This window comes from Bradyrhizobium betae (genome assembly GCF_008932115.1).
GTDB lineage: Bacteria > Pseudomonadota > Alphaproteobacteria > Rhizobiales > Xanthobacteraceae > Bradyrhizobium > Bradyrhizobium betae.
The window spans coordinates 6,925,322-6,944,715 of record NZ_CP044543.1 but is presented as its reverse complement, the minus strand read 5'-3'; the positions used below and the strand labels follow the sequence as shown (position 1 = coordinate 6,944,715).

At 63.4% G+C, this 19,394-nt stretch carries 14 protein-coding genes and 2 pseudogenes; 4 read left to right on the top strand and 12 right to left on the bottom strand.

Annotated elements, in window-relative coordinates; genetic code table 11:
* The first annotated feature begins 17 nt into the window (after positions 1–17).
* On the top strand, positions 18–506 hold the full coding sequence (locus F8237_RS33330) for a CDP-archaeol synthase (protein ID WP_151650257.1): 489 nt from the start codon (positions 18–20) through the stop codon (positions 504–506).
* Here F8237_RS33330 and F8237_RS33325 read toward each other — a convergent pair.
* The 3 genes and pseudogenes from F8237_RS33325 to F8237_RS33315 all read right to left on the bottom strand — a co-directional run bounded on the left by F8237_RS33325 (position 487) and on the right by F8237_RS33315 (position 3,455).
* Positions 487–1,452, bottom strand: coding sequence for a metallophosphoesterase (locus F8237_RS33325; protein WP_151650256.1), 966 nt, complete (start codon positions 1,450–1,452; stop codon positions 487–489). The two genes, F8237_RS33330 and F8237_RS33325, sit on opposite strands and share 20 nt — an antisense overlap.
* A 26-nt stretch (positions 1,453–1,478) precedes the next feature.
* The gene (locus F8237_RS33320) at positions 1,479–2,594 is read right to left on the bottom strand and encodes an SbmA/BacA-like family transporter (RefSeq protein ID WP_151650255.1); all 1,116 of its coding nucleotides are present in this window, start codon (positions 2,592–2,594) and stop codon (positions 1,479–1,481) included.
* Positions 2,587–3,455 (bottom strand): annotated as a pseudogene (locus F8237_RS33315) (1-phosphofructokinase family hexose kinase). Before F8237_RS33315 ends, F8237_RS33320 begins: the two are co-directional and overlap by 8 nt.
* 294 nt (positions 3,456–3,749) lie before the next feature.
* On the opposite strand from F8237_RS33315, the gene F8237_RS33310 reads away from it, so the two are divergent.
* Positions 3,750–5,090, top strand: coding sequence for an agarase (locus F8237_RS33310; RefSeq protein ID WP_162006319.1), 1,341 nt, complete (start codon positions 3,750–3,752; stop codon positions 5,088–5,090).
* Positions 5,091–5,111: 21 nt separating this feature from the next.
* Here the strand turns inward: F8237_RS33310 and ppsA are convergent, their stop codons facing one another.
* The 8 genes and pseudogenes from ppsA to F8237_RS33270 all read right to left on the bottom strand — a co-directional run bounded on the left by ppsA (position 5,112) and on the right by F8237_RS33270 (position 16,550).
* A complete protein-coding gene (gene ppsA, locus F8237_RS33305) occupies positions 5,112–7,523 on the bottom strand; it encodes a phosphoenolpyruvate synthase (RefSeq protein ID WP_151650254.1) in 2,412 nt (803 codons plus the stop codon).
* A 95-nt stretch (positions 7,524–7,618) separates the two neighbouring features.
* Positions 7,619–8,613 (bottom strand): annotated as a pseudogene (locus F8237_RS33300) (FAD:protein FMN transferase).
* Positions 8,610–9,173 carry a nitrous oxide reductase accessory protein NosL gene (locus tag F8237_RS33295; RefSeq protein WP_151650253.1) on the bottom strand — a complete coding sequence of 188 codons (564 nt, stop codon included), beginning with the start codon at positions 9,171–9,173 and terminating at the stop codon, positions 8,610–8,612. The pseudogene F8237_RS33300 and the gene F8237_RS33295 overlap by 4 nt, the downstream one beginning before the upstream one ends.
* Entirely contained in the window at positions 9,170–9,997 is an 828-nt protein-coding gene (locus F8237_RS33290; RefSeq protein WP_201280166.1) for an ABC transporter permease, read from the bottom strand. Before F8237_RS33290 ends, F8237_RS33295 begins: the two co-directional genes overlap by 4 nt.
* Entirely contained in the window at positions 9,994–10,914 is a 921-nt protein-coding gene (locus F8237_RS33285) for an ABC transporter ATP-binding protein (protein WP_151650252.1), read from the bottom strand. Before F8237_RS33285 ends, F8237_RS33290 begins: the two co-directional genes overlap by 4 nt.
* Complete coding sequence (locus F8237_RS33280; protein ID WP_162006439.1) at positions 10,911–12,251, bottom strand: nitrous oxide reductase family maturation protein NosD; 1,341 nt, start codon at positions 12,249–12,251, stop codon at positions 10,911–10,913. Before F8237_RS33280 ends, F8237_RS33285 begins: the two co-directional genes overlap by 4 nt.
* Before the next feature lie 31 nt (positions 12,252–12,282).
* Positions 12,283–14,232, bottom strand: coding sequence for a TAT-dependent nitrous-oxide reductase (gene nosZ, locus F8237_RS33275; RefSeq protein WP_151650250.1), 1,950 nt, complete (start codon positions 14,230–14,232; stop codon positions 12,283–12,285).
* Positions 14,233–14,255: 23 nt separating this feature from the next.
* Positions 14,256–16,550 (bottom strand): NosR/NirI family protein, encoded by a 2,295-nt coding sequence (locus tag F8237_RS33270; RefSeq protein WP_151650249.1) that lies wholly within the window; start codon positions 16,548–16,550, stop codon positions 14,256–14,258.
* A gap of 79 nt (positions 16,551–16,629) precedes the next feature.
* Between F8237_RS33270 and F8237_RS33265 the strand changes: the two genes are divergently transcribed.
* Positions 16,630–17,607 (top strand): ferritin-like domain-containing protein, encoded by a 978-nt coding sequence (locus tag F8237_RS33265; RefSeq protein ID WP_310472828.1) that lies wholly within the window; start codon positions 16,630–16,632, stop codon positions 17,605–17,607.
* A gap of 486 nt (positions 17,608–18,093) precedes the next feature.
* Positions 18,094–18,408 (top strand): hypothetical protein, encoded by a 315-nt coding sequence (locus F8237_RS33260; protein ID WP_151650248.1) that lies wholly within the window; start codon positions 18,094–18,096, stop codon positions 18,406–18,408.
* On the opposite strand, the gene F8237_RS33255 is transcribed toward F8237_RS33260, so the two are convergent.
* Positions 18,329–19,384, bottom strand: a complete 1,056-nt coding sequence (locus F8237_RS33255; protein ID WP_028136468.1) for a TniQ family protein — start codon at positions 19,382–19,384, stop codon at positions 18,329–18,331. The two genes, F8237_RS33260 and F8237_RS33255, sit on opposite strands and share 80 nt — an antisense overlap.
* Positions 19,385–19,394 lie beyond the last annotated feature (10 nt).

Genomic DNA, 19,394 nt, shown 5'->3' with positions numbered 1-19,394 from the left:
AGACGACGGCCAGCCCGATGTCCGTGGTGCCAATCCTCCAGACGCTCTTGCTCCTGACGCTTGCAAATGGGGCGCCGGTCGTCGCCAAGAAGGTCTTTGGGTCTCGCTTCGCGTTACCGCTGGATGCTGGGGCATTGCTCTTTGACGGTCACCCTGTGTTCGGCACTTCGAAGACCATTCGCGGTATCGTCGCATCGGTTGTCGTGACGACAATCGGCGCAGCTCTGCTTGGCTTGCCCTACGAGCTCGGCGCCCTGGTCGCGATCGTCGCGATGGCAGGAGATCTGTTCTCCAGCTTCCTGAAACGGCGCCTGAACCTGCCCTCCAGCAGCCAGGCGATGGGATTGGACCAGGTCCCGGAATCACTATTCCCCCTGTTGGCCTGTCGGGAGATGCTCTTGCTGAGCTACGCAGACATCTTCGTCGCGGTCTGGATCTTCTTCGTTGGCGAACTCGCGATCTCCCGCATACTGTACATGTTGCGTATCAGAGATCAGCCCTATTGAGACGATCTGCGGTCCGGCACAGTCGGTGCAGCGTGATTTCCGGCGGGCAGTTGAAACGTACGGCCACGACGCTCGATCCCGCGCCCACCGACGTATAGCCGACCATGTCGTGATAGCGCCAGGAACCGGAGCCCATCCGGCGCGGCAGCGCCGAGTCGAGCGTGATGGGGATCGATCCCGGAAGGCAGATCTGCCCCCCGTGCGTATGTCCGCTCAAGAGCAGATCAAAGCCGGCATGTGCCGCCTGTCGATAGATTTCCGGTGTGTGCGACAGCAGGATCGAGAATGCGCCGTCAGGGACCTGCGATCCGACCTTCTCGATGTTGTCCACCCTGAAAAAATGCGCATCGTCGACCCCCGCGACAAATATCTCCTGATCGCCGCGCTTGATCGTCGCACACTCGTTTTGAAGCATCCGGATGCCCATCGCCTCCAGGCCCGGCAGCATCCTGATGGTGTCGTGATTGCCAAGCACGCCGAGAATGGGCTGCTTGAGGTGAGCCGTGACCCGGGCCATGCCTTCCAGTGCGGAATCGAACTCTCCGAACGTCTTGCCGCGATAGTCGCCGGTCAGGACGCACAAATCGTAGTTCAGGCCGGCCACCAGCTCGACCAGGCTCTGCATGGCTCGCTGGCTCATATCGACGTGCGTATCGCTGATGTGAAGGATCGTGAAGCCGTCGAACTCGGCTGGCAAATGGGCGCATTCGACATCGTTGTGCTTGACGACGACGCGCCCGGCATTTCGACGCCCGCGCCAATAGAGTCCGGACAGCTTCAGAATGCCTCGGATCCACGCATGAACGGAGTACCAGTTCTCGATATGAAAGAAGTTGAGGCCCTGGCCGAAGATCTGCGCCTCATGATCGGTCTCGATTCCAAGCCGCTGCCGGGCGTGTATCCGCCCCAGGCGCTCCTCCAGTTTCGAAACCAACGCGTCGTCCATCCGATTTGCCTTCCGGTTCGCTGCAATCAATTGCGCGGATCCGCAGCCTTGTCGTCCGCGGGGCATCGATCGACCTTGTCCAGAGCAAGAAGGAGCGATGCAACGCGGTTGGCCGACGCCGTCCATTCCGCAAGCTTCGGATAGTTGTCCGTAAACCAGCTGCAGGCAGTTTGCACGGCAACGAAGGCTGCCGCCGCCTGGACGACCTCACCAAGGAGCATCGTACCGGCAACGTATTTGGGCGTGCAGAGCAGCAGGCCGATCACCGGCGTCAGCAATGAATTGGTGTGAGACACCACCGTGAGGCGCATCAGTTGCCAGCAATAGGCCAGCCACGAGGCAATCACGGCCTTGAGCGCGGCGCCAGTCGCGCGAATTCCATCCTCGCCGTTCGCCTCGGGTGACCCGATCTCTCCACTTTCGCGCAAGTGCGTGCCGATGGCCCTGAGCTGGGCTTCCGCCCGCTTGTTCTCCTCCAGGACGTGCGTCAGCCGGCGGCCGATCAGCATCGTCATGGCTGCCACGATGAGCGAATAGGCGACGACGGCAACCACCAGATAGCCGGGAATGATCAAGCTCACGCCTGCGGCCTCGATCGCGAGATTGCCGCCAACCACCCAGAGGATCCCGGTAAAGGTAGCCGCCGTCAGCAGAGCGGAGATGAGACCAAGAATGAGGTCGACGGGCAGGTCCGTTGCCAGTCTGCCGTCCTCGGCGATCCGATATTCGGGGGCCTGGTAGTCTCCCGCCACGGCATTCAGTCGCATGAAGCGATCCCGCTCCAGCCAGGTGCGGTAAAGCTCGGTGCTGAGCCAGGCCCTCCATTTCCGCTGCAGCGTCATTCGCCCCCAGACCGAGAAGACGGCGAGCGAAAGGCTGGCCGCGACCAGCGGCATGAATCGCAACGCCTGGGTGAGAAGCTCCTTCCCGTCCTTGCGTTCGACCGCGTTGAAAAAATCGCGATTCCAGAAGTTGAGCGAATACTGGGTCAGCAATTGCAGAAGAACCGTGGCAATGAGCAGCACGGTGAGAAACCAGGCCCAGGCAGCCGACTTTCCTGCCCAGAAGCCGCGCGCGCTTCTCCAGAAGCGCAACAGCAGCTGCCGTTCGCTCGCCGGTTGGTATCCCTCGTTGCTAAGCATGATAGCCGGCGATGGCGGTGACGTTCACGCTGGAGGCGAGGCGATGAACGTCGGCTCCGAGGCAAAGCCCGGTTCCCGGACTGAGCAGCGCAGCCGAACCACCGGCCACGCCATAACGCAGGGCGGTCTCGAGCGGTGCGCCCTCTGCGAGGCGCGACACCATCGCCCCCAGGAAGCTGTCACCGGCGCCGGAAACGCTGACGAGCTCGATAGGCAAGCCCACCGCTCGCAAGGCGATGTCACGCGTCAGGAGCAGGGCGCCACCGGGGCCCATGGAGAGAGCGATGATCTCGATACGATAGCGATCGAACAGGCGGCGGCCCGCCTGGATGAGCGAAGGCTCGTCGGCGCTGCTGATCCCGGCCAGATCCTGAAACTCCCGGAGGTTGGGCTTGATGAGATAAACGCCAACATCCAGGGCGGCTTTCAGCGAGACGCCGGACGTGTCCACGATGACCTTGGCGGCCCCTTTCGCTGCCTGGGCGACCCTGCCATAGAAATCAGCCGGGACGCCGGGGGCAGGCTGCCGCTCGCGATGACGAAGGCAGCCTGCGGACTGATGCGCGCAATGGCATCGAGGCATTGCTGCCATTCGAATTCACTGAGGAAGGCGCCTGGAAAGACCAGCCGGAATTGCTCCCGGGTCGTTTCGTCGAAGACAGTGATGTCTTCCCTTGTGTCGTTCGACGTCGGGATCACGATGCTGCGCACGGCTTCGCGCTCAACCAGTGCCGCAAGGGTTTGCCCGGTGGCGCCCCCGGCTGGATAGATTGCGGTCGCCTCGGCGCCGAGCCGGTTCAGAACCCTGGCGACGTTGATTCCGCCGCCGCCGGGATCGCGCTGAGCTTCCACGCAACGCATCTTGGTGAAGGGCAGCATCTTTTTGACCGAGGTCGAGATATCGACAGCCGGATTGATGGTCAACGTCACGATCTGGATGGGCGGTGTCTCAGCCAAGGCCTTCATTCTCCATCAATGCGCAAAGGCCCTCGATCAACCTGCCATCGGACCAGACTCGCTGTGACGCAGCCGCCCCTGGATTCCCTCCGGCATTGGTAGGCATGCAGGTTCCGGGTGGTATTGAGATATGTCAAGCAGCCACGGCAGGACCGTGCAATGGATCGATCATCCTTAGTCTGCTGCCGGGGTCTGCACTTGCGAAGAACGAAATGGGGAGGGGTCGTCGATGACGGCCTCAGCGGGAGCGGCTTCTTCCGCGTTGCCGAGCGTGATGGCGTGTTCTGGCTCGTTGATCCCGACGGCGGGCGCTTTCTCTCCAAGGGTGTCAATACCGTCCGCTTCGATCAGGACCGCATTGGCCAGACCGACCGCGCGCCCTACGCCGAGAACTGCCTGGCCAAGTACGGCAGCCTGCACACCTGGCGCGCGGCGGCTGCCGACCGGCTGGCAAGCTGGAACTTCAACACGGTCGCCTGTTGGTCGGACGAACTCGTTGCCGGTGCGGGATCGCACTTGTTGGCGAATGCGCCGACCTCCGAGCTCGGCGCGTCCTTTCGCCTGCACCGGCGCGATCAGACTTTTCCGGACGTCTTCGATGCCGAATTTTCGTCGCATATCCGCGCCGCCGCCAACACACGTTGCGCCGACCGGCGCAACGACCCCGGCTTGCTCGGCACCTTCATCGACAACGAGCTGTACTGGTCGCCCGACTGGCGCGGGACTGACGAGCTGCTGACACTGTTCCTGAACCTGCCGCCTCGTCGTCCGGGCCGGGTTGCAGCCATCGCGATGCTCGAGGCGCACTACCGGGAGTTCGCCCAGTTCAACGCGGTGTGGCACACGCCGGCGCGATCATGGGAAGAGCTTGCCAGGATCGAACATGTCGTGGCGCCGTTTATCAGAATGCGGCCCAGCGCCGTGAACGACGCGCTCGAGACCCGGGCCAACCTCGCCGATCCCGCGCGCGAGGCGTTCTCTGCTGATTGCGATGCGTTCGTGGCCGTCGTCGCCGACAAATATTTCGAGCTGTGCTCCGCGGCGATCAGGGCGGCCGCCCCCAACCATCTCGTGATCGGCTCCCGATTCGGATATCAGCCGCTGAGAGGCGTGATTGCCGCGGCCGGCCGCCACCTCGATGTGATCTCCTTCAATTGCTACGATTTCGATCCCGGCCCGGTCATCGATGCGTATTCCGCAGCCGGTAAGCCGTGCCTGATCTCCGAATTCTCCTTCCGCGGCGACGACGCCGGCTTGCCCAACAGCAGCGGGGGAGGGCCGCGGGTGGCCACCCAGATCGAGCGCGCCCGCGCCTTCGAGCGATACGTGACGGCCGCCCTCAGCAAGCCGAACGTAGTCGGCTATCACTGGTTCGAGCATGCCGACCAGCCGGTTGAGGGACGCTTCGACGGCGAAGACTCGAATTTCGGCACGGTGACCATTAAAGACGAGGTCTACGCCGAGTTGACCACGACGATGACCAAGGTCAATGCCGCGGCCGAGCGCATTCACGCCGCTGCCGTCCCGGCCGTCATCTGATCGCTGCTTCGAGCCGAAACGTCAGGTTCCTGACTTGGCGGCGTTGGTCTCGGCGTCGAGCACCACGGCCATGGTGCGAAACACGCTCGACGGGTTGACGCTGATCGAGTCGATCCCGAGCCCGGTCAGATAGCGCGCGATCTCCGGATAATTCGCCGGCGCCTCGCCGCAGATGCCGACATGGCGGCCGTTGCGCTTGGCACCGACAACGGCCAGCCGGAACATCTCCAGCATCCCCGGATCGCGCTCGTCAAAGTCGAAGGCCACGATATCGGAATCCCGGTCCACGCCCAGCGTGAGCTGGGTGAGGTCGTTGGACCCGATCGAGAAGCCGTCGAACAGTTCCGAGAACGCATCGATCTGGATGACGTTGTTCGGAATCTCGCACATGACGTAGATCTCAAGACCGTCTTCGCCGCGCTTCAGTCCATTGGCGGCCATCGTCGCGATCACGCGCCGGCCTTCCTCGACGGTTCGGCAGAACGGCACCATGATGCGCAGATTGGAAAGCCCCATCTCCTTGCGCACCCGGCGGAGCGCCGCGCACTCCAGCGCAAACCCTTCCGCGTAGGCGGGGTGGCTATAGCGAGAGGCGCCGCGGAATCCCAGCATGGGATTCTCTTCCTTGGGCTCGAAGCCTTCGCCGCCGACCAGGCTGGCATATTCGTTGGTCTTGAAATCGGAAAGGCGCACGATCACGGGCTTTGGATAGAAGGCCGCGGCGATGGTGCCGACGCCTTCCGCGAGCGTCTGAACGAAGAAATCGCTCGGGCTCTTGAAGCTCCGCGTCAGGCGCGCGATCGCGGCTCGCGCCTTGGCCGACTTGACTTTGTCCGGCTTGAGCAAAGCCATCGGGTGAACCCCGATATGCTCGCTGATGATGAACTCCATGCGGGCGAGACCCACACCGGCCTGCGGCTGCATCGCCGTCCGGAATGCCATCTCCGGCGTTCCGACATTGACCATGATGGCCGTGCGCGGCTGCCTGAGCTCGCTCGCCGGCGTCCTCGTCACGTCGAAGGCGATCGATCCCTGATAGACGCTTCCGACATCGCCTTCGGCGCAGCAGATCGTGACTTCAGTCCCGTTCTTGATTTTTTCGGTCGCGCCTGTGGCGCCCACCACGGCGGGGATTCCCAGCTCCCGCGCCACGATCGCCGCGTGGCAGGTGCGGCCGCCCTTGTCGGTGATGATGCCGGCTGCGATCTTCATGACCGGCTCCCAATCGGGGCTGGTGGCCGGTGCAACCAGGATCTCGCCCGGCTTGAAGGCGGCGAGGTCGCGCGCGGTCGCGACACGGCGGGCACGTCCCGACGCGATTTTCTCCCCCACCGCACGGCCGCTGACGATGACCGGGCCGCGTCCCTTCAGATTGTAGGTCTCGTAGAAACTCGCCGAACGCCGCGAGGCGACCGTCTCGGGCCGGGCCTGGATGATGTAGAGCTTTCCGTCGACGCCGTCCTTGGCCCATTCGATGTCCATGGGCATCGCGGCGCCGGCGTGTTTGGAATAGTGGGCTTCGATCAGGACCGCGCTCTCGGCGAGGCTCAGCACCTCCGGATCGGAGATGCAGAATTTCTGGCGTTCGGCTTCGGGGACGTTGCGGGTGAGCGTCGCATGCTCGCCGCCACGCTTGCCGTAGATCATGCGGATCTGCTTGGCGCCGAGCCGGCGCCGCAGCACACGGCGATAACCCTGGCTCAGCGTCGGCTTGTGGACGTAGAATTCGTCCGGATCGACCTGGCCTTGCACGATGGTCTCGCCGAGGCCGTAGCAGCCTGTGATGAACACCACGTCGCGAAAGCCGGATTCGGTATCGAGCGTAAAGACGACGCCACTGGCCGCCAGATCGGAACGGACCATCTTCATCACGGCGACGGAGAGCGCGACCTTGAAATGATCGAAGCCGTTGTCGATCCGGTAGGAGATCGCGCGATCGGTGAAGATGGACGCAAAGCAGCGCCTGCATGCTTCGAACAGATCCTTGGGCCCGCGCACATTGAGAAAGCTCTCGTGCTGGCCTGCAAAGCTTGCCGTCGGCAGATCCTCGGCGGTCGCCGAGCTGCGCACCGCGACGGCGACCCCGGTTCCGGCCTCGCGTTCGAGCAGCCGATACGCCTCCACGACCTGCTCGCGGAGGAGGGGGGTGTCGATCGCCTCGTAGATGATCTTGCGGGCCTTGGCGGCCTTGCTGGCGAGTTGCCTGATGTTGCTCTTGTCGATCCCGTCGAGCAGCTGGTGCAACTCGTCCGCGACCGTGCCCCGCGACAGCGCGTCGCGATAGGCGTCGGCCGTGATCGCAAAGCCGTTGGGGACCGCAATCCCCTGTGACGCGAGGGCGGAATACAATTCGCCCAGCGAAGCAGTCTTGCCGCCCACCAGATTGACGTCGGCCAAGCCGAGCTCAAGGAAAGATTTGATGTATTTAGACATGGAGGCAGCAAATCACGTGCTGGCCCTCCGCGCTTGAGGCAGGTCAAGGCGTCCAGCGATAGCCGGCCCTCGGCAAGCCGAACGCGGCCGCCGCGCTACGCCGAAAATTCGGTGGACCGGCCGGCATCATCGATCAGATGGACACGGTCGATGTCGGCACGCGGCAGCAACGGACGAATCTCCTCTTCCGGCATCAGGCTGAACGCCGTCGACAAGGCATCAGCCGCAGTGGCGCTGCGGGACACGGTCGTCACGCTGCGATAGCGGAGAGCACATCCCCCGTTTGGGGATCGAACAGATGGTTGAAGCGCGCCCTGGCGTCGAACTGGAAGCCGTAGCTGCCCGAGGTGGACACCGCGCGATCGACGATCGGCAGCGCGGCCTTCGTCTGGCCCGCGACATCTGGATCGGCGATGCCAACTTGCCATGGTCGCCCGTCAGGACGCGCCCCGATGGCCCGTGTTTCACCCATGTCGACCAGGCTGTGGGAGATGCCGTGCGCCCGCAGCAAGTCCACCACCTTGTCCGTGACATAGCCTTGCGCGATCCCGTTCAGAGTGACGGCCATGCCACGGGGCATCACGATACGATCGCGGCTGACCGTCAGGCGGCTGCTGCCGACGCGCGCGAGCGCAGCATGAACCTGCTCCGCCGCCGGGCCGGCCGGATCCGCATCATCTTGCGCGAAGTGGCCGGCATAGAGATCCCACAACGGCTGCACCGTGACATCGAACCGGCCGCCGGTCAGCCTCGCGTAGTGTTGCGAGATCGATAGCAGGTCGACCATGTCGGGTGCGGGATCAACCAGGATGCCGGTGCGGTTCAGTTCGACCACGGCGGAGTCATTCAGGTAAAGACTGAACAGCCGCTCGAGCCGGCGCGCCTCGGCACAAGCCAGCGCGACCAGCCGCTCCGCTTGGCTGTGGTCTGCCCCGTGAATTTCCATCGTCGCGACCGCCCCCAGCATCGTGCCCCGCCAGACGGCCGGCGCGACGTCGGCGCGAGCGGGGCGGCCGGTGGCCAGCAGGCCGATGCCTGCGGCTGCGGCGCTGATCCGGATGAATCGTCGGCGCGTCGGCATTGGCGTCATGGTGACCTCCCTGATCGCTCGTTCGATGTCCCGCCGGTCGCTTCAGACGCGGCGCCGCTGTTGGCCGACGTCAGGACATAGTCCCGGGGCACATCGCCGAAGCCGACGATCCTGCCGCCGTTTTCGCCTGCAAACTTCTCGGCTGCCCCCCGGTCCGAGAACGGAACGGCCTCGTCCCCGCCCATGCCGCTCTTGACCCGGCTTTCAATCACGAACAGCGCCTTGCGCGCCTCGACCCAGTTGTCGGAGCCCGGCTTGTCCCAACTCGGTGCCTTGGCCATGTCGGAGACGTAGATCGCCAGGATGTCCTTGGGTTCGTCCGGCAATATTGTAAAAGCGAGCGTGTCCCGCACGGACGAGAACCAGACCGGCTCCATCAGGCTTGCGGCGAAGATCTGGCCCTTCGGTCCGGGGTGCTCGAGCACGTTCATGCCGCAGTAGTGGCCGATGTCCTCCGCGGTCATCCGATGCGGCGACGGGATCTTCGCGGCCTGCTTCTCGTTGCAGCCCGCAAGTGCGAGCGGCAGCAACAGGACACAGGCTATGGTCCACCGTCTCATAGCTCTCTCCGGGAGAAAGCGAGTGCGGCGAGTCCGAGCGGAACCAGGGTCCAGCAGAGCAGGGCGGTCAGAAGGACGGGCACCGTAAGGGAGGTGCTTTGCGCGAGGCCGGCCATGCCGGCGAACGTGCTGACATTGGCGAACCCGGTCAGATTGATCAGACGGTAGCTGTCGGTCGGATTCGACAGGAGCAGGGCGTTGAGCGCGGTCGCCGAGATGTTGCGCCCCTGGTCGAGCGCAAGCACGCCCAGGAGTGCCATGTCGTAGATCAGCACCAGCAGCAGCCACAGTCCGATGCAGATGCCGGCTGCCGTTCCGCGGTCGCGCACGAGCGCGCTGACCAGATATCCGATCGCCACGAAGGCCGCCCCCAGCAGCACGGAGGAGCCGATCATGGCCACGAAGGCCAGAAGACTATCGGTATCGATGCGGCTGCCTGTCGCCGCCAACGCTCCCACGGCAAGTCCATAGCCGAGGCAGGTTGCGAAGGCGAGAACGGCCAGATGGCCCAGGAACTTGCCGAGCAACACCTGCCAGCGCGCGACCGGATAGCTGAGCAGCAACAGCATCGTCCCGCGCTCCATCTCGCCGACGATGGCATCATGGGACATCAGGAGCGCGATCAGCGGAACGAGAAAAATCGTTAGGCTCGACAGGCTCACGATGACCACGTCGAGCGTGCGAACGCCGACGTTCCCCGTTGGCGCGCTGCCGAGAAAGCTCAGTGACAAAGCAAGTCCGGCGAGCAGGAGCGTTGCCGCAAGCACCCAGCGATTGCGGATGGCCTGGTGGATTTCCTTGGCCGCAATGATCAGGACATTCATGATGCCTGCTCCGATTGCCGAAGGAAGTGAGCGTAAAGCTCGTCGAGGGTCGGCGGGACCACGTCGACGTCCTCGACGGAATTGCCCGAGGCCGTGGCGCGGTGCAGAAGCTCGATCTTCCGCTCCGGCGCGGCGTCGATCTCGACGATATGGCCATTCAAGCGGCGGCAGGTCGCATCCTTCGGAGCCCACCCCGGCATCTCGCCCGGAGTCAGGCCGGAAACCTTGAGACGGATCCTGGTGGGCAGCCGGGCCAGACGACGCAGCTCTTCGATCGATCCGTCCGCGACCTTGATGCCGCGGTTCATGATGATGACCCTGCCGGCGCGCTCTTCGAGCTCGGTGAGCGCGTGTGACGACAGCAACACGGTCGTGCCGCCGGCGGCCAGCCGCTGGATGACGTCGTAGAAGGTCTGGCGCAGCTCCGGATCAAGCCCGGTGGTCGGCTCGTCCAGCAGCAGCACGCGCGGATGCCCGATCAAAGCCTGCGCAAGCCCCAGGCGCTGGCGCATGCCCTTTGAATAGGTGCCGACGCGGCGGCGGCTGGCCGGTCCCAGTCCGACGGTGTCGAGCAGATCGAGCGCCTTGGCCACCGGCTCGCGCTTCAGCCTGGCGTAGAAGGCCTGCGTCTCGCGGGCGGTCAGCGCGGCGTCGAAGGAGACATTCTCGGGCAGGTAGCCGAGTTGCTGACGGCCCGCGAATTCGCCGGCGGCGGGATTGTCGCCGAGGACCTCGATCGAGCCGCTGGTCGGCCGGATCAGCCCGAGCATCAGCTTCATGAGCGTGGTCTTGCCGGCACCATTGTGGCCGATCAGGGCCACCAGCTCGCCCTGGTCGAGCTCGAACGAAGCGCCGCGGACGGCTTTGACGCTGCCGTAGTCCTTGGTGACGTCGCAGATGCGTACCGTCTTCGTCATCTCGCCTCCTCGGCCTTGCGGCGCGGGGGCGGGGATATCAGAGGGTGGCTGTCGACGACGCCGCCCGGCAGCAGGGCCGGGAATTGCGCCTGCGCCCAGCGGATCACCTGGACGGCGGGGCTGTTGATGAGGACCTTCGCAGCCGGCGCGGTCCACAGCACTCGGTCGATGAGATCGTTCGGCCGGTAGGCCGTGTCCGCGATTCCATCCCCGTTGAGGTCGAATGCCGGATTGTCGCTCCAGTAGTTTCCGCGTCCGCCGGTCGACCAGTCCAGGTGCCGGGTGCCGACATATTTCACCTGGTTGGCGTTGTTGATGAAGGCATTGCCGGTGATTTCGTTGCCTTCGGAGCCGGCGGTGAAGTGCACCCCGATGGCGCAGCCTTCGAACCAATTTCCGCGGAACTTGTTGTGATTGGTGTTGTAGATGAACACGCATTTTTCCGGGCCGCTCCGAAGAGCGTGGCCCCGCTTCGGCTCCGGAAGCATGCCCGGCTCGTCGTCCGGACCGTCTTCGTTCCCGTCCGTTATCGCGCTCAGCGGTCCGCCCGTGACCCGGTTGCCGTCGATCTCGGCGTAGTTTGCGTAGTTGAACAGAAATCCGTGGTCGCGGTCATGGTCGGATACGTTGCCGCGGATCACCAGCCGGTTCGAATACATGATGGCGTATCCGACGTGGTTGCCAATCGAAAAGTTGCCGCTGACTTCGCTGTCGTTGGTGTACATGTAGTGGATTGCGAAGCGGACGCGCTCGAAACGGTTGTTGACGAAGCGGTCCTTGCTGCTGGAGATCGAGAAGATGCCGTCGCGGCCGTAGCGGAATGTGTTGTCCCCGATGGTGACGTCTGGCGCATTCCAAAGCGAGACGCCGTTGCCCGCTTCGCTGAGACGCCCGCCGCGCAGTCCCTCGATCTCGTTGCGGACGACCCGGGAGCCCCGGGCGCCATGCACGTAGATGCCGAACAGGTTTCCGGCCAGCCGGTTGTCCTCGATCTTGGCGCGTTCGGCCGTCTTTTGCAGGAAGACACCGGAATTCATCGCCTGCAGATCGCGACCCGATCCCCGGATGGTGACCCCGCGCACGGTGACGTCGGGAGCACTGACCGTGATGACGTTGCCGGCACCGTCGCCGTCGAGCACTGCTCCCTGTCTGCCGACCAGCTCCAGGGAACGATCGATCAGGATCGAGCCGTGATATTCCCCCGGGGTGAGCTCGACGACGTCGCCCGCGCGCGCGCCGTCCAGCAGCGCCTGCAGCGATCGGCCTGGCGCAGCCGTCAAGGTCTCCGCGCCGGCGAATCCTGACAATCCGGCGGCGACGAGCGCCGCCGGAAACATGCGTGACAAGAAGCCCACAAGGTCGCTCCTGTCAGACCGACTTCGGCTCGACGAGCATGCGGCCCTTCATCTCCATGTGCATGGCGTGGCAGAACCAGGAACAATAATACCAGTAAACTCCCGCCTTGCTGGCCGTGAACGAAACGGACGCGGTTGCCATCGGCGCGACTTCCATCTGGATGCCGTAGTTCACGATGCAGAAGCCGTGCGTCAGATCCTCGACCGCATCGATATTGGTGATGAAGACGGTGACCTCGTCGCCCTGCTTGACCTGGAACTGCTCGAGACCGAACGCCGGCGCGGTTGAGGTCATGTAGACCCGCACCTTGTTGCCGTCGCGAATGACCTTCGAATCCGCCTCGAGATTGATGCCGTCCGCCTTGGCCTGCTTGACCGCATCCGCAAACATCGGATCCGCGCGGTCCCAGATCGAGATCGGGTTGATCTTGGACCGGTGGACGATGGTGGCGTCATGCGGCTCGGCGAAGCTCGGGCCGTCATGCACCAGCTTCATCTGGTCGCCTGAAATGTCGATGAGCTGGTCATTCTCGGGCTTCAGCGGACCGACGTTCAGGAAGCGGTCCTTCGAGAACTTGTTCAGCGAGATCAGCCATTTCCCGTCGGCCTCCTTGGTCTGCCCCATCGAGGTGTGGTTGTGACCAGGCTGATAATGCACGTCGAGCTTCTGGATGATGGGGTTGACCTTCTCACCCTTGAAGGCCCGCTTGGCGAGTTCGATGTTCCACTTGCAGACCTGACTGTCGAGGAACAGGGTCGTGTAGGCGTTACCCTTGCCGTCGTAAGCGGTATGCAGCGGGCCGAGGCCCAACTCGGGCTCCGCGACGACGACGTCGCGCGGCTTGATCTTGTCGTCGAACAGCTGGTCGAACAGGCGCACGTCCATCACGGTCACGGTGGGCGAGAGCTTGCCGGCCGCCACAATGTGGATGCCGTCCGGAGCCGTATTCATGCCGTGCGGATTGTTCGAGACCGGAACGTAGCGCGTGTAGGCCGAGCCCTTGCGGCCATCGATCACGGGCACGCCGTTCATCTCCTTGAAGTCGCCCTTCTTGACGGCCTCCTCGATCCGCTTGAGGTTGAAGATGACGACCCAGTCCTGCTCGTTGGCGGTCATCTCCGCCAGCGTGACGCCTTCCTCGCCGTTGTAGCAGGTCGCGAAGGCGTATTTGCCCTGGTAGTCGGCATCGACGTTGTCGAGGTTGCCGCTGACGATCACCTGCCAGGCGACCTTCATGGTGTCGCCGTCGATCGCACTGATCATCGAACGATATTGTTTGGGATCGTCCAGGATCTTGCCGTCGTTGGGCAGCGGCACTCCATCCTCGCCATTGGCGAACACATAGCCGGTGCGCGGATATTTCTGAACCCTCAGACCGTGGACCGTATGCTGGTTCGGCAGTTCGATGATCTTGTCGCACTTCATGACGTCAAGTCGCACCCGCGCGACGCGCGTGTTGGCCTTGTCGTTCATGAAGGCGTAGCGGCCGTCATAGGTGCCGTCGGTAAAGGAGATATGCGGATGGTGGAGATCGCCGTTCACGAAAGTGCCGCCGCGGCTCTTGAGGAATTCGCGGGTGGCGGGCTGCAGTCCCTCGGTCAGGACCTTGAGGCTTTCATTGGTCTGCCCCCAACCGGTCGCGCTGCAGCGGTTGAACACCGGAACGCGCATCAGCTCGCGCATCGAGGGGAGGCCGACGATCCGCATCTCGCCGGACTGGCCGCTCGAGAAGAACACGTAGTATTCGTCGAGTTCGCCGGGCGCCACCTCGACCTTCTGTACCGCCGGTCGCGCCGGCGGCGCCTTCGGTGCCGCCGTCTTCGTCTGGGCATCGGCCGTCGACACGAAACCGCCGCCGTCCGTCAGTGCCGCTCCGCCGGCCAGGCCCATGCCCGCCGCGGCCGCCGTGGTTCCCAGCACGGTTCGTCGACTGACGCCCTTTGCTGCTTCGTTGTCACTCATGATTGCCTCCTCGGCTTTCGGTTTCAGGTTGTGGGTGGAGAGACGACGGGCGATGCGGCGACAGGCTTGCCGCCCGCGGTGATGACCGTCGTGGGCCCTTTGCCGCCAGTGCGCATCGAGGGCGACGACAAGGCCTCGCGCTTCTCCCGCTTCAGCCGCACCTGGATCATGTGTGGGCAGCGGTGATCGTCGTAATAGAGCTCCTGGCAGTGCATGCAGTAGATGCACTCATTGACGTTGATATGACCCTCGGGATGGATCGACTGCACCGGGCATTCCTTGGCGCAGCGTTGGCAGGGCGATCCGCATTCTTCCCAGCGGCGGAGCCATTCGAACGTCCTGATGCGGCCCGGAATCGCAAGCGCCGCGCCGAGCGGACAGAGGTAGCGGCAGAAGAAGCGCTCGATGAAGAGACCGATGACGAGCAACGCCACCGCATAGAGGACGAACGGCCATTGCCGCGCGAACTTCAGGATGATCGCGGTCTTGAACGGCTCGATCTCCGCGAACCGCTCGGCCATGTCGACGGAGTAGAGCGACAGGCCGAACAGCCCGAGGAAGATGACGTACTTGATTGGCCAGAGCCGCTCATGCAGCCCCCAGGGCACGGTGATTTGCGGCACCTTCAGCCACTTTGCTACCGTGTTGGTGAGCTCCTGCAGCGCGCCGAAAGGACATAGCCAGCCGCAGAACGGTCCGCGTCCCCAGAACAGAAGGCCCCCCGCCGTCGCAGCCCATAGAATGAAGATCAGCGGCGCGGCAAGAAAGTACTCCCAGTGGAATCCGGTCACCAGCGCATTGGTGAAAGTGACGACGTTGACCACGGAGAGTTGCGCGTTCGCGTACCAGCCGAGCCAGACCAGGACGAAGGCGAGGTAGCCACGCCGAACCCATGTGTAGAGCACCGGGCGGCGCACGAGCAGATTCTGGAAGAAGAAGATGCCGGTGAGGGCGGCCAGCATGAAGCCGGTAATGCCGATCGAGACCGTGCTCGAACGCCAGATCCGCATCCAGAGCGGCTCATCCACCTCCTGCGGCGGGACGTTGGCAACGGGCGCCGACGATGCCGGGACCGCGGCATTCTCCGGCACCGTCACCGCACGCTGCTCGCGGCGTATGTAGCGGTCGGGCAGGGTGTAGTTGAGGTCAAAGGTCAGGAATGCCTTGTCGCGTCCGCCGAGGCTACGCTGCACCAGCAACTGAAGCTGCCATGGCTGCGTCGGATCCAGCGTGAATTCGGGAGGCGTGACGAAAAGGCCGATCTCCCTGAACTCCGGCGCGCCGGCCGCTGCCAGCGCACCGAGACGCGTATGGTTGCGGTCGCGAAAGCGGGTGCTGTTGCCTTCCTGCAAGATCTCGATGCGATCGAAGATGCCGCCGCGGACGTAGGCCGACCCCTTGAAAGAGTAGGGGCCATTGCCGGCGACGACGATCGCTTGCTGCCCGGGCTTCAGGGCGTCCTTCAGCCGTCGATAGCCGTCCTCGCCCAGCAGGCTGCGCCCGATCGTCGGCGCCGTCACCAGCGCCGCATAGAGGTCGATGAAGTCGTCGCTCGCGTCGCCCGGTTCGGGATACTGACTCGCCGCAGCGTTGCCAGACTTTGCAAAGGCTTCATTGACGTCGCCGATGCCGAGATGAAACCGGCGCAGTGAGCCGTCGCCGACGAGGCTCTCCCAGTCGCGAATTTCGTTCTGTTCGAGATCGAGAGTCTTGATGACCGGGGGCAGGGCCGCGGCAGCGGGCGTGCCGCCTCCGCCACCGATGCGACCGCTCCGGATGAGCTTGGATGCCGCGCGGACGACGCTGTCGCTCATCACCAGCACTGTGACGGTGGCGCCGCTCACGATGTCGATCTGCGGTGGACTCTCTGCGCCACGCGCCACCGGCTTCATGTCCTTGCCGATCAGCGCGTTCATGGCGGCAACGATGCGGGCTTCCGGAATGCCGACCAGCACGATCGGCTCCTTGTGGTCGACGAGCTTCACACCGGTGATGACGCCGTTCGGGTCGATGCCCGCCAACATGTGGATCGGCTTGCCGGAGTAGCCGACCGCGTTCGCCAGATCGGAGTTGAGGAAGACAAATCCCTGCAGCTGGTCGCCGCGGTAGACTGGCACGATGGGCGGATCGCCCTGCGGCGGGCCGAAACGATCCGCCCCCGGGAAAAATTCCGCGGGCGAGATCTTCGGCAGATATGTCTGCAAGTCACCGGCAGCGTGTGCGGGCGAGATGTACGCCAGACACAACAATATCAGGCTGGCCAGCGCGACTGCCGCAAGCGTTGCCAAGTTCCTGACGTCGTTCGCCCGCTTCAACATGTCGCCTCAAACGCGGTCTACGCGGCCAATTGTACCGCGCGTGCCAATCCATTTTCGTCGATGATTTGTCATCGCTGACGTGCAACAATCAGCGCGGGTAAGTCGCATCTGTCAAGCCTCGGAAATATATTTCGTGTCGGTCCGACGCTCGATCAGAAGTCCGAATATGGGAATCATCGTCATGCCATTGCTGCGCACGTCGTTGCTGTGCTCGGAGCCTGCGGGTGTATTGAAGTCTCTCGACGAGCTCTTTGCGCTTGCGCACACAATGGAGCAGGAGGCTGCAAATCGGTATGATAGTCTCTCGGAGGACATGCGCCGCCAGGGCAAGGACGAGCTCGCGGGCGTATTCGCGCGACTCGCTTCCGCCGAGCGCGAACACGTCGACAGCGTCACACGGTGGTCGCAATCGCGCCGTGGCAGGAACCCCGATCCAGCACTGGTGCGCTGGGAGGCACCGGGGACCCTCGATGAGGAAGCCGCGACCGAGGTGAAGACCTCGCGGTTGATCACGCCCTACCGCGCGCTCGCAATGGCGGTCCGCAACGAGGAGCGCGCCTTCGCCTTCTGGTCCTATCTTGCAGCCTATTCCGATGACCTCGAAGTCAAGAAGGCATCCGAGGCAATGGCCCAGGAGGAGCTCGGCCACGTCGCCACGCTGCGAAGGGAGAGGCGGCGCGCCTATCATCACGAGCAAGAGCGCGAGGGCACGAAGGGATCGCCGGAAGCCACATTGCAGATCGATGCGCAAAGGCTCGAGCTTCGTCTTGCCGACCAGCTCGCTGATCTCGAGCGGCGCCTGGATGGGCCGGCCGCCGTCCGGACACGGGACATGCGCCTTGAGACGGTCGGGATGGCCGACGAAGCCGCCCATATTGGGAGCTTCCCGGTCTCGGTCGAAGGCAAGGATGCGCTGGAGATCGCCGAAGTCCTGGTCGACAGCTACCTCGACGGCGCGGACCGCTCGGACGACGCGGCGCAGGTCGAAGTCCTGCAACGGCTGGCGGGAAGAGCAATCTCGAGACTTGCCTGGCTCCGATCGCTTTCTGTGGGTTAGCGATCAGGTCAGTCGACCCGGGCCCCGCGACGCTTTCGCACAGCCGTCGAACGATGAGCTACGATGCCGCGGAGCACTGGGAGACTCAGAACCCAAGCCGTCGCCCGGCACGATCTCAAACGACCGGGGCAGTGGTCGCCCAACGAACGCAGAGCTGTTCGATCCGATCCGGATGAGCAAGGATGTAATCCGCGCTAGATTTTGGCACTAGAGCCGATTTATCCACACGCTATGTGCCTAGGTTTGTTCAGTCTTTTTTTTCATGCAGTTAGCAGATTTTGGCACTCAAGACTCAAATTTGGCACTGCCGTCATTTCTGAAACTCCATTTTGGCACTGTTGACACGTCCAAAAGAGGTGGGTTTTCCCGGCTCCCGGATGGCCGTTCCGTTGACTTTCGGGCGCTTTAGGGTCGGGTTAAGAGCGCGGTCTCGCTAGGCCGCAGCGCGCTCGGAAGTCGTGGCGTGCTAACCGACAGAGGTTTGGCATGGTCGACTTTGACGATCCTAACAACCAGCTTTTTCTGACGCGGGTGTTCCAGGCCCTCGCCAATGTCAATACCCGCAAGATCCTTGAAACCTTGGCCCATGGTCCTTGCTCGCGTGGGGATCTGCTGCTGGTCTTGGACACCTCCACCGCTCGCATCGTCGAGGTGATGGAAATCCTGCACACCATCGGGCTGGTTGCGGAGAAAGAGACGCGCGAGGGCAAAGTTTACGTGTTCAATCCGACGGGATTAGACCTCGGTCGGTCTTGGCTCGAGCGGCTTTACTCGATCGTCGACGGTCGAGCCCTGAAATAGCGAGCCCGAGCGGCAGCACCGGTTCCGTTACGTTGAGGAAGGCTTCGGCGAAGCCGTGACCGAGGTGCAGAAGTTCCATCAGGCGTGACTTCAGGATATCGCGGGCATTGAGCGAGGGCAGGCGGTCGATGGAGGCCATGATCCCCGCGGCGGCCTTATAGCGCGAGATCGTATCCCCGACAGCCAGGTCGGCTGCGGTCGAGGCCCCGAGGAGGTCGAGGACAATCTCATCGAACGAGCAAGGCCATCGCTTGAGTTGCGAAAATCCTGCGGCGGCGTTTTTCACGGTGATGCCGAGGAAGAGCTCCTGAGGAATAGCTCTAAAGTAGGCCATCCATCCGCTGAGCTTGAGAATGTCCACCGACGACAGGTCGCCGAGAGGACCCGGCAATCTAAGATCATAGTCAAAGATGTAGTCGGCCAGCTCCTTGGCAGCGGCGACGATTTCATGCGGACAGGCCTTTGGCCTCGCAGTCCGCATGTCGAAGTCACAGATCTGGCAGGACCAAACGTTGGTCATATTTCTCCAGCCCAACAGGTTGATGCACGACGGGCATCTGTCGAGCAGCACCTCGCCGCTCTCGACGTCGCAAGGAAAGGCCGAGACAAGCCAGCGGTTCCTGATGCGAGCATCGTTGCCGTCCGCGGCCAAACGAGCGGGCGCGACCCTACGACGCTCTGGCAAGAACCAACCCACGGGCAGTTCGCGACCAAGGAATTCGATGCGATCTTTGAATATTTTATAAGCGCCGATCGAGAGCCTTTGGAGATCGAACGAACCCAAGGCTGCCAGTTCGGCGACTGCCTCGGGTTTGCCGGCGATCGCCGAGACTGACTCCCAGGGCATGTCGAGATGAAGCCGGAGCAGCTTGTCGGCGTCGATGCGCCCCATCGGAGCCAACCGGACCGCGACGGAAGCGATGGCTTCGTCGTCGAACTGCGATACGGTCTTGAGCCACGGCGTGTTCGGAATCATCGTGTCGGAC

Coding starts and splice junctions, on each gene's coding strand:
- F8237_RS33290 (WP_201280166.1), bottom strand. CDS start 9,997: ATGAATGTCCTGATCATTGCGGCCAAGGAAATCCACCAGGCCATCCGC.
- F8237_RS33320 (WP_151650255.1), bottom strand. CDS start 2,594: ATGCTTAGCAACGAGGGATACCAACCGGCGAGCGAACGGCAGCTGCTG.
- F8237_RS33330 (WP_151650257.1), top strand. CDS start 18: ATGTCCGTGGTGCCAATCCTCCAGACGCTCTTGCTCCTGACGCTTGCA.
- F8237_RS33270 (WP_151650249.1), bottom strand. CDS start 16,550: ATGTTGAAGCGGGCGAACGACGTCAGGAACTTGGCAACGCTTGCGGCA.
- F8237_RS33280 (WP_162006439.1), bottom strand. CDS start 12,251: ATGTTTCCGGCGGCGCTCGTCGCCGCCGGATTGTCAGGATTCGCCGGC.
- F8237_RS33285 (WP_151650252.1), bottom strand. CDS start 10,914: ATGACGAAGACGGTACGCATCTGCGACGTCACCAAGGACTACGGCAGC.
- F8237_RS33295 (WP_151650253.1), bottom strand. CDS start 9,173: ATGAGACGGTGGACCATAGCCTGTGTCCTGTTGCTGCCGCTCGCACTT.
- nosZ (WP_151650250.1), bottom strand. CDS start 14,232: ATGAGTGACAACGAAGCAGCAAAGGGCGTCAGTCGACGAACCGTGCTG.
- ppsA (WP_151650254.1), bottom strand. CDS start 7,523: ATGTCTAAATACATCAAATCTTTCCTTGAGCTCGGCTTGGCCGACGTC.
- F8237_RS33255 (WP_028136468.1), bottom strand. CDS start 19,384: ATGATTCCGAACACGCCGTGGCTCAAGACCGTATCGCAGTTCGACGAC.
- F8237_RS33260 (WP_151650248.1), top strand. CDS start 18,094: ATGGTCGACTTTGACGATCCTAACAACCAGCTTTTTCTGACGCGGGTG.
- F8237_RS33325 (WP_151650256.1), bottom strand. CDS start 1,452: ATGGACGACGCGTTGGTTTCGAAACTGGAGGAGCGCCTGGGGCGGATA.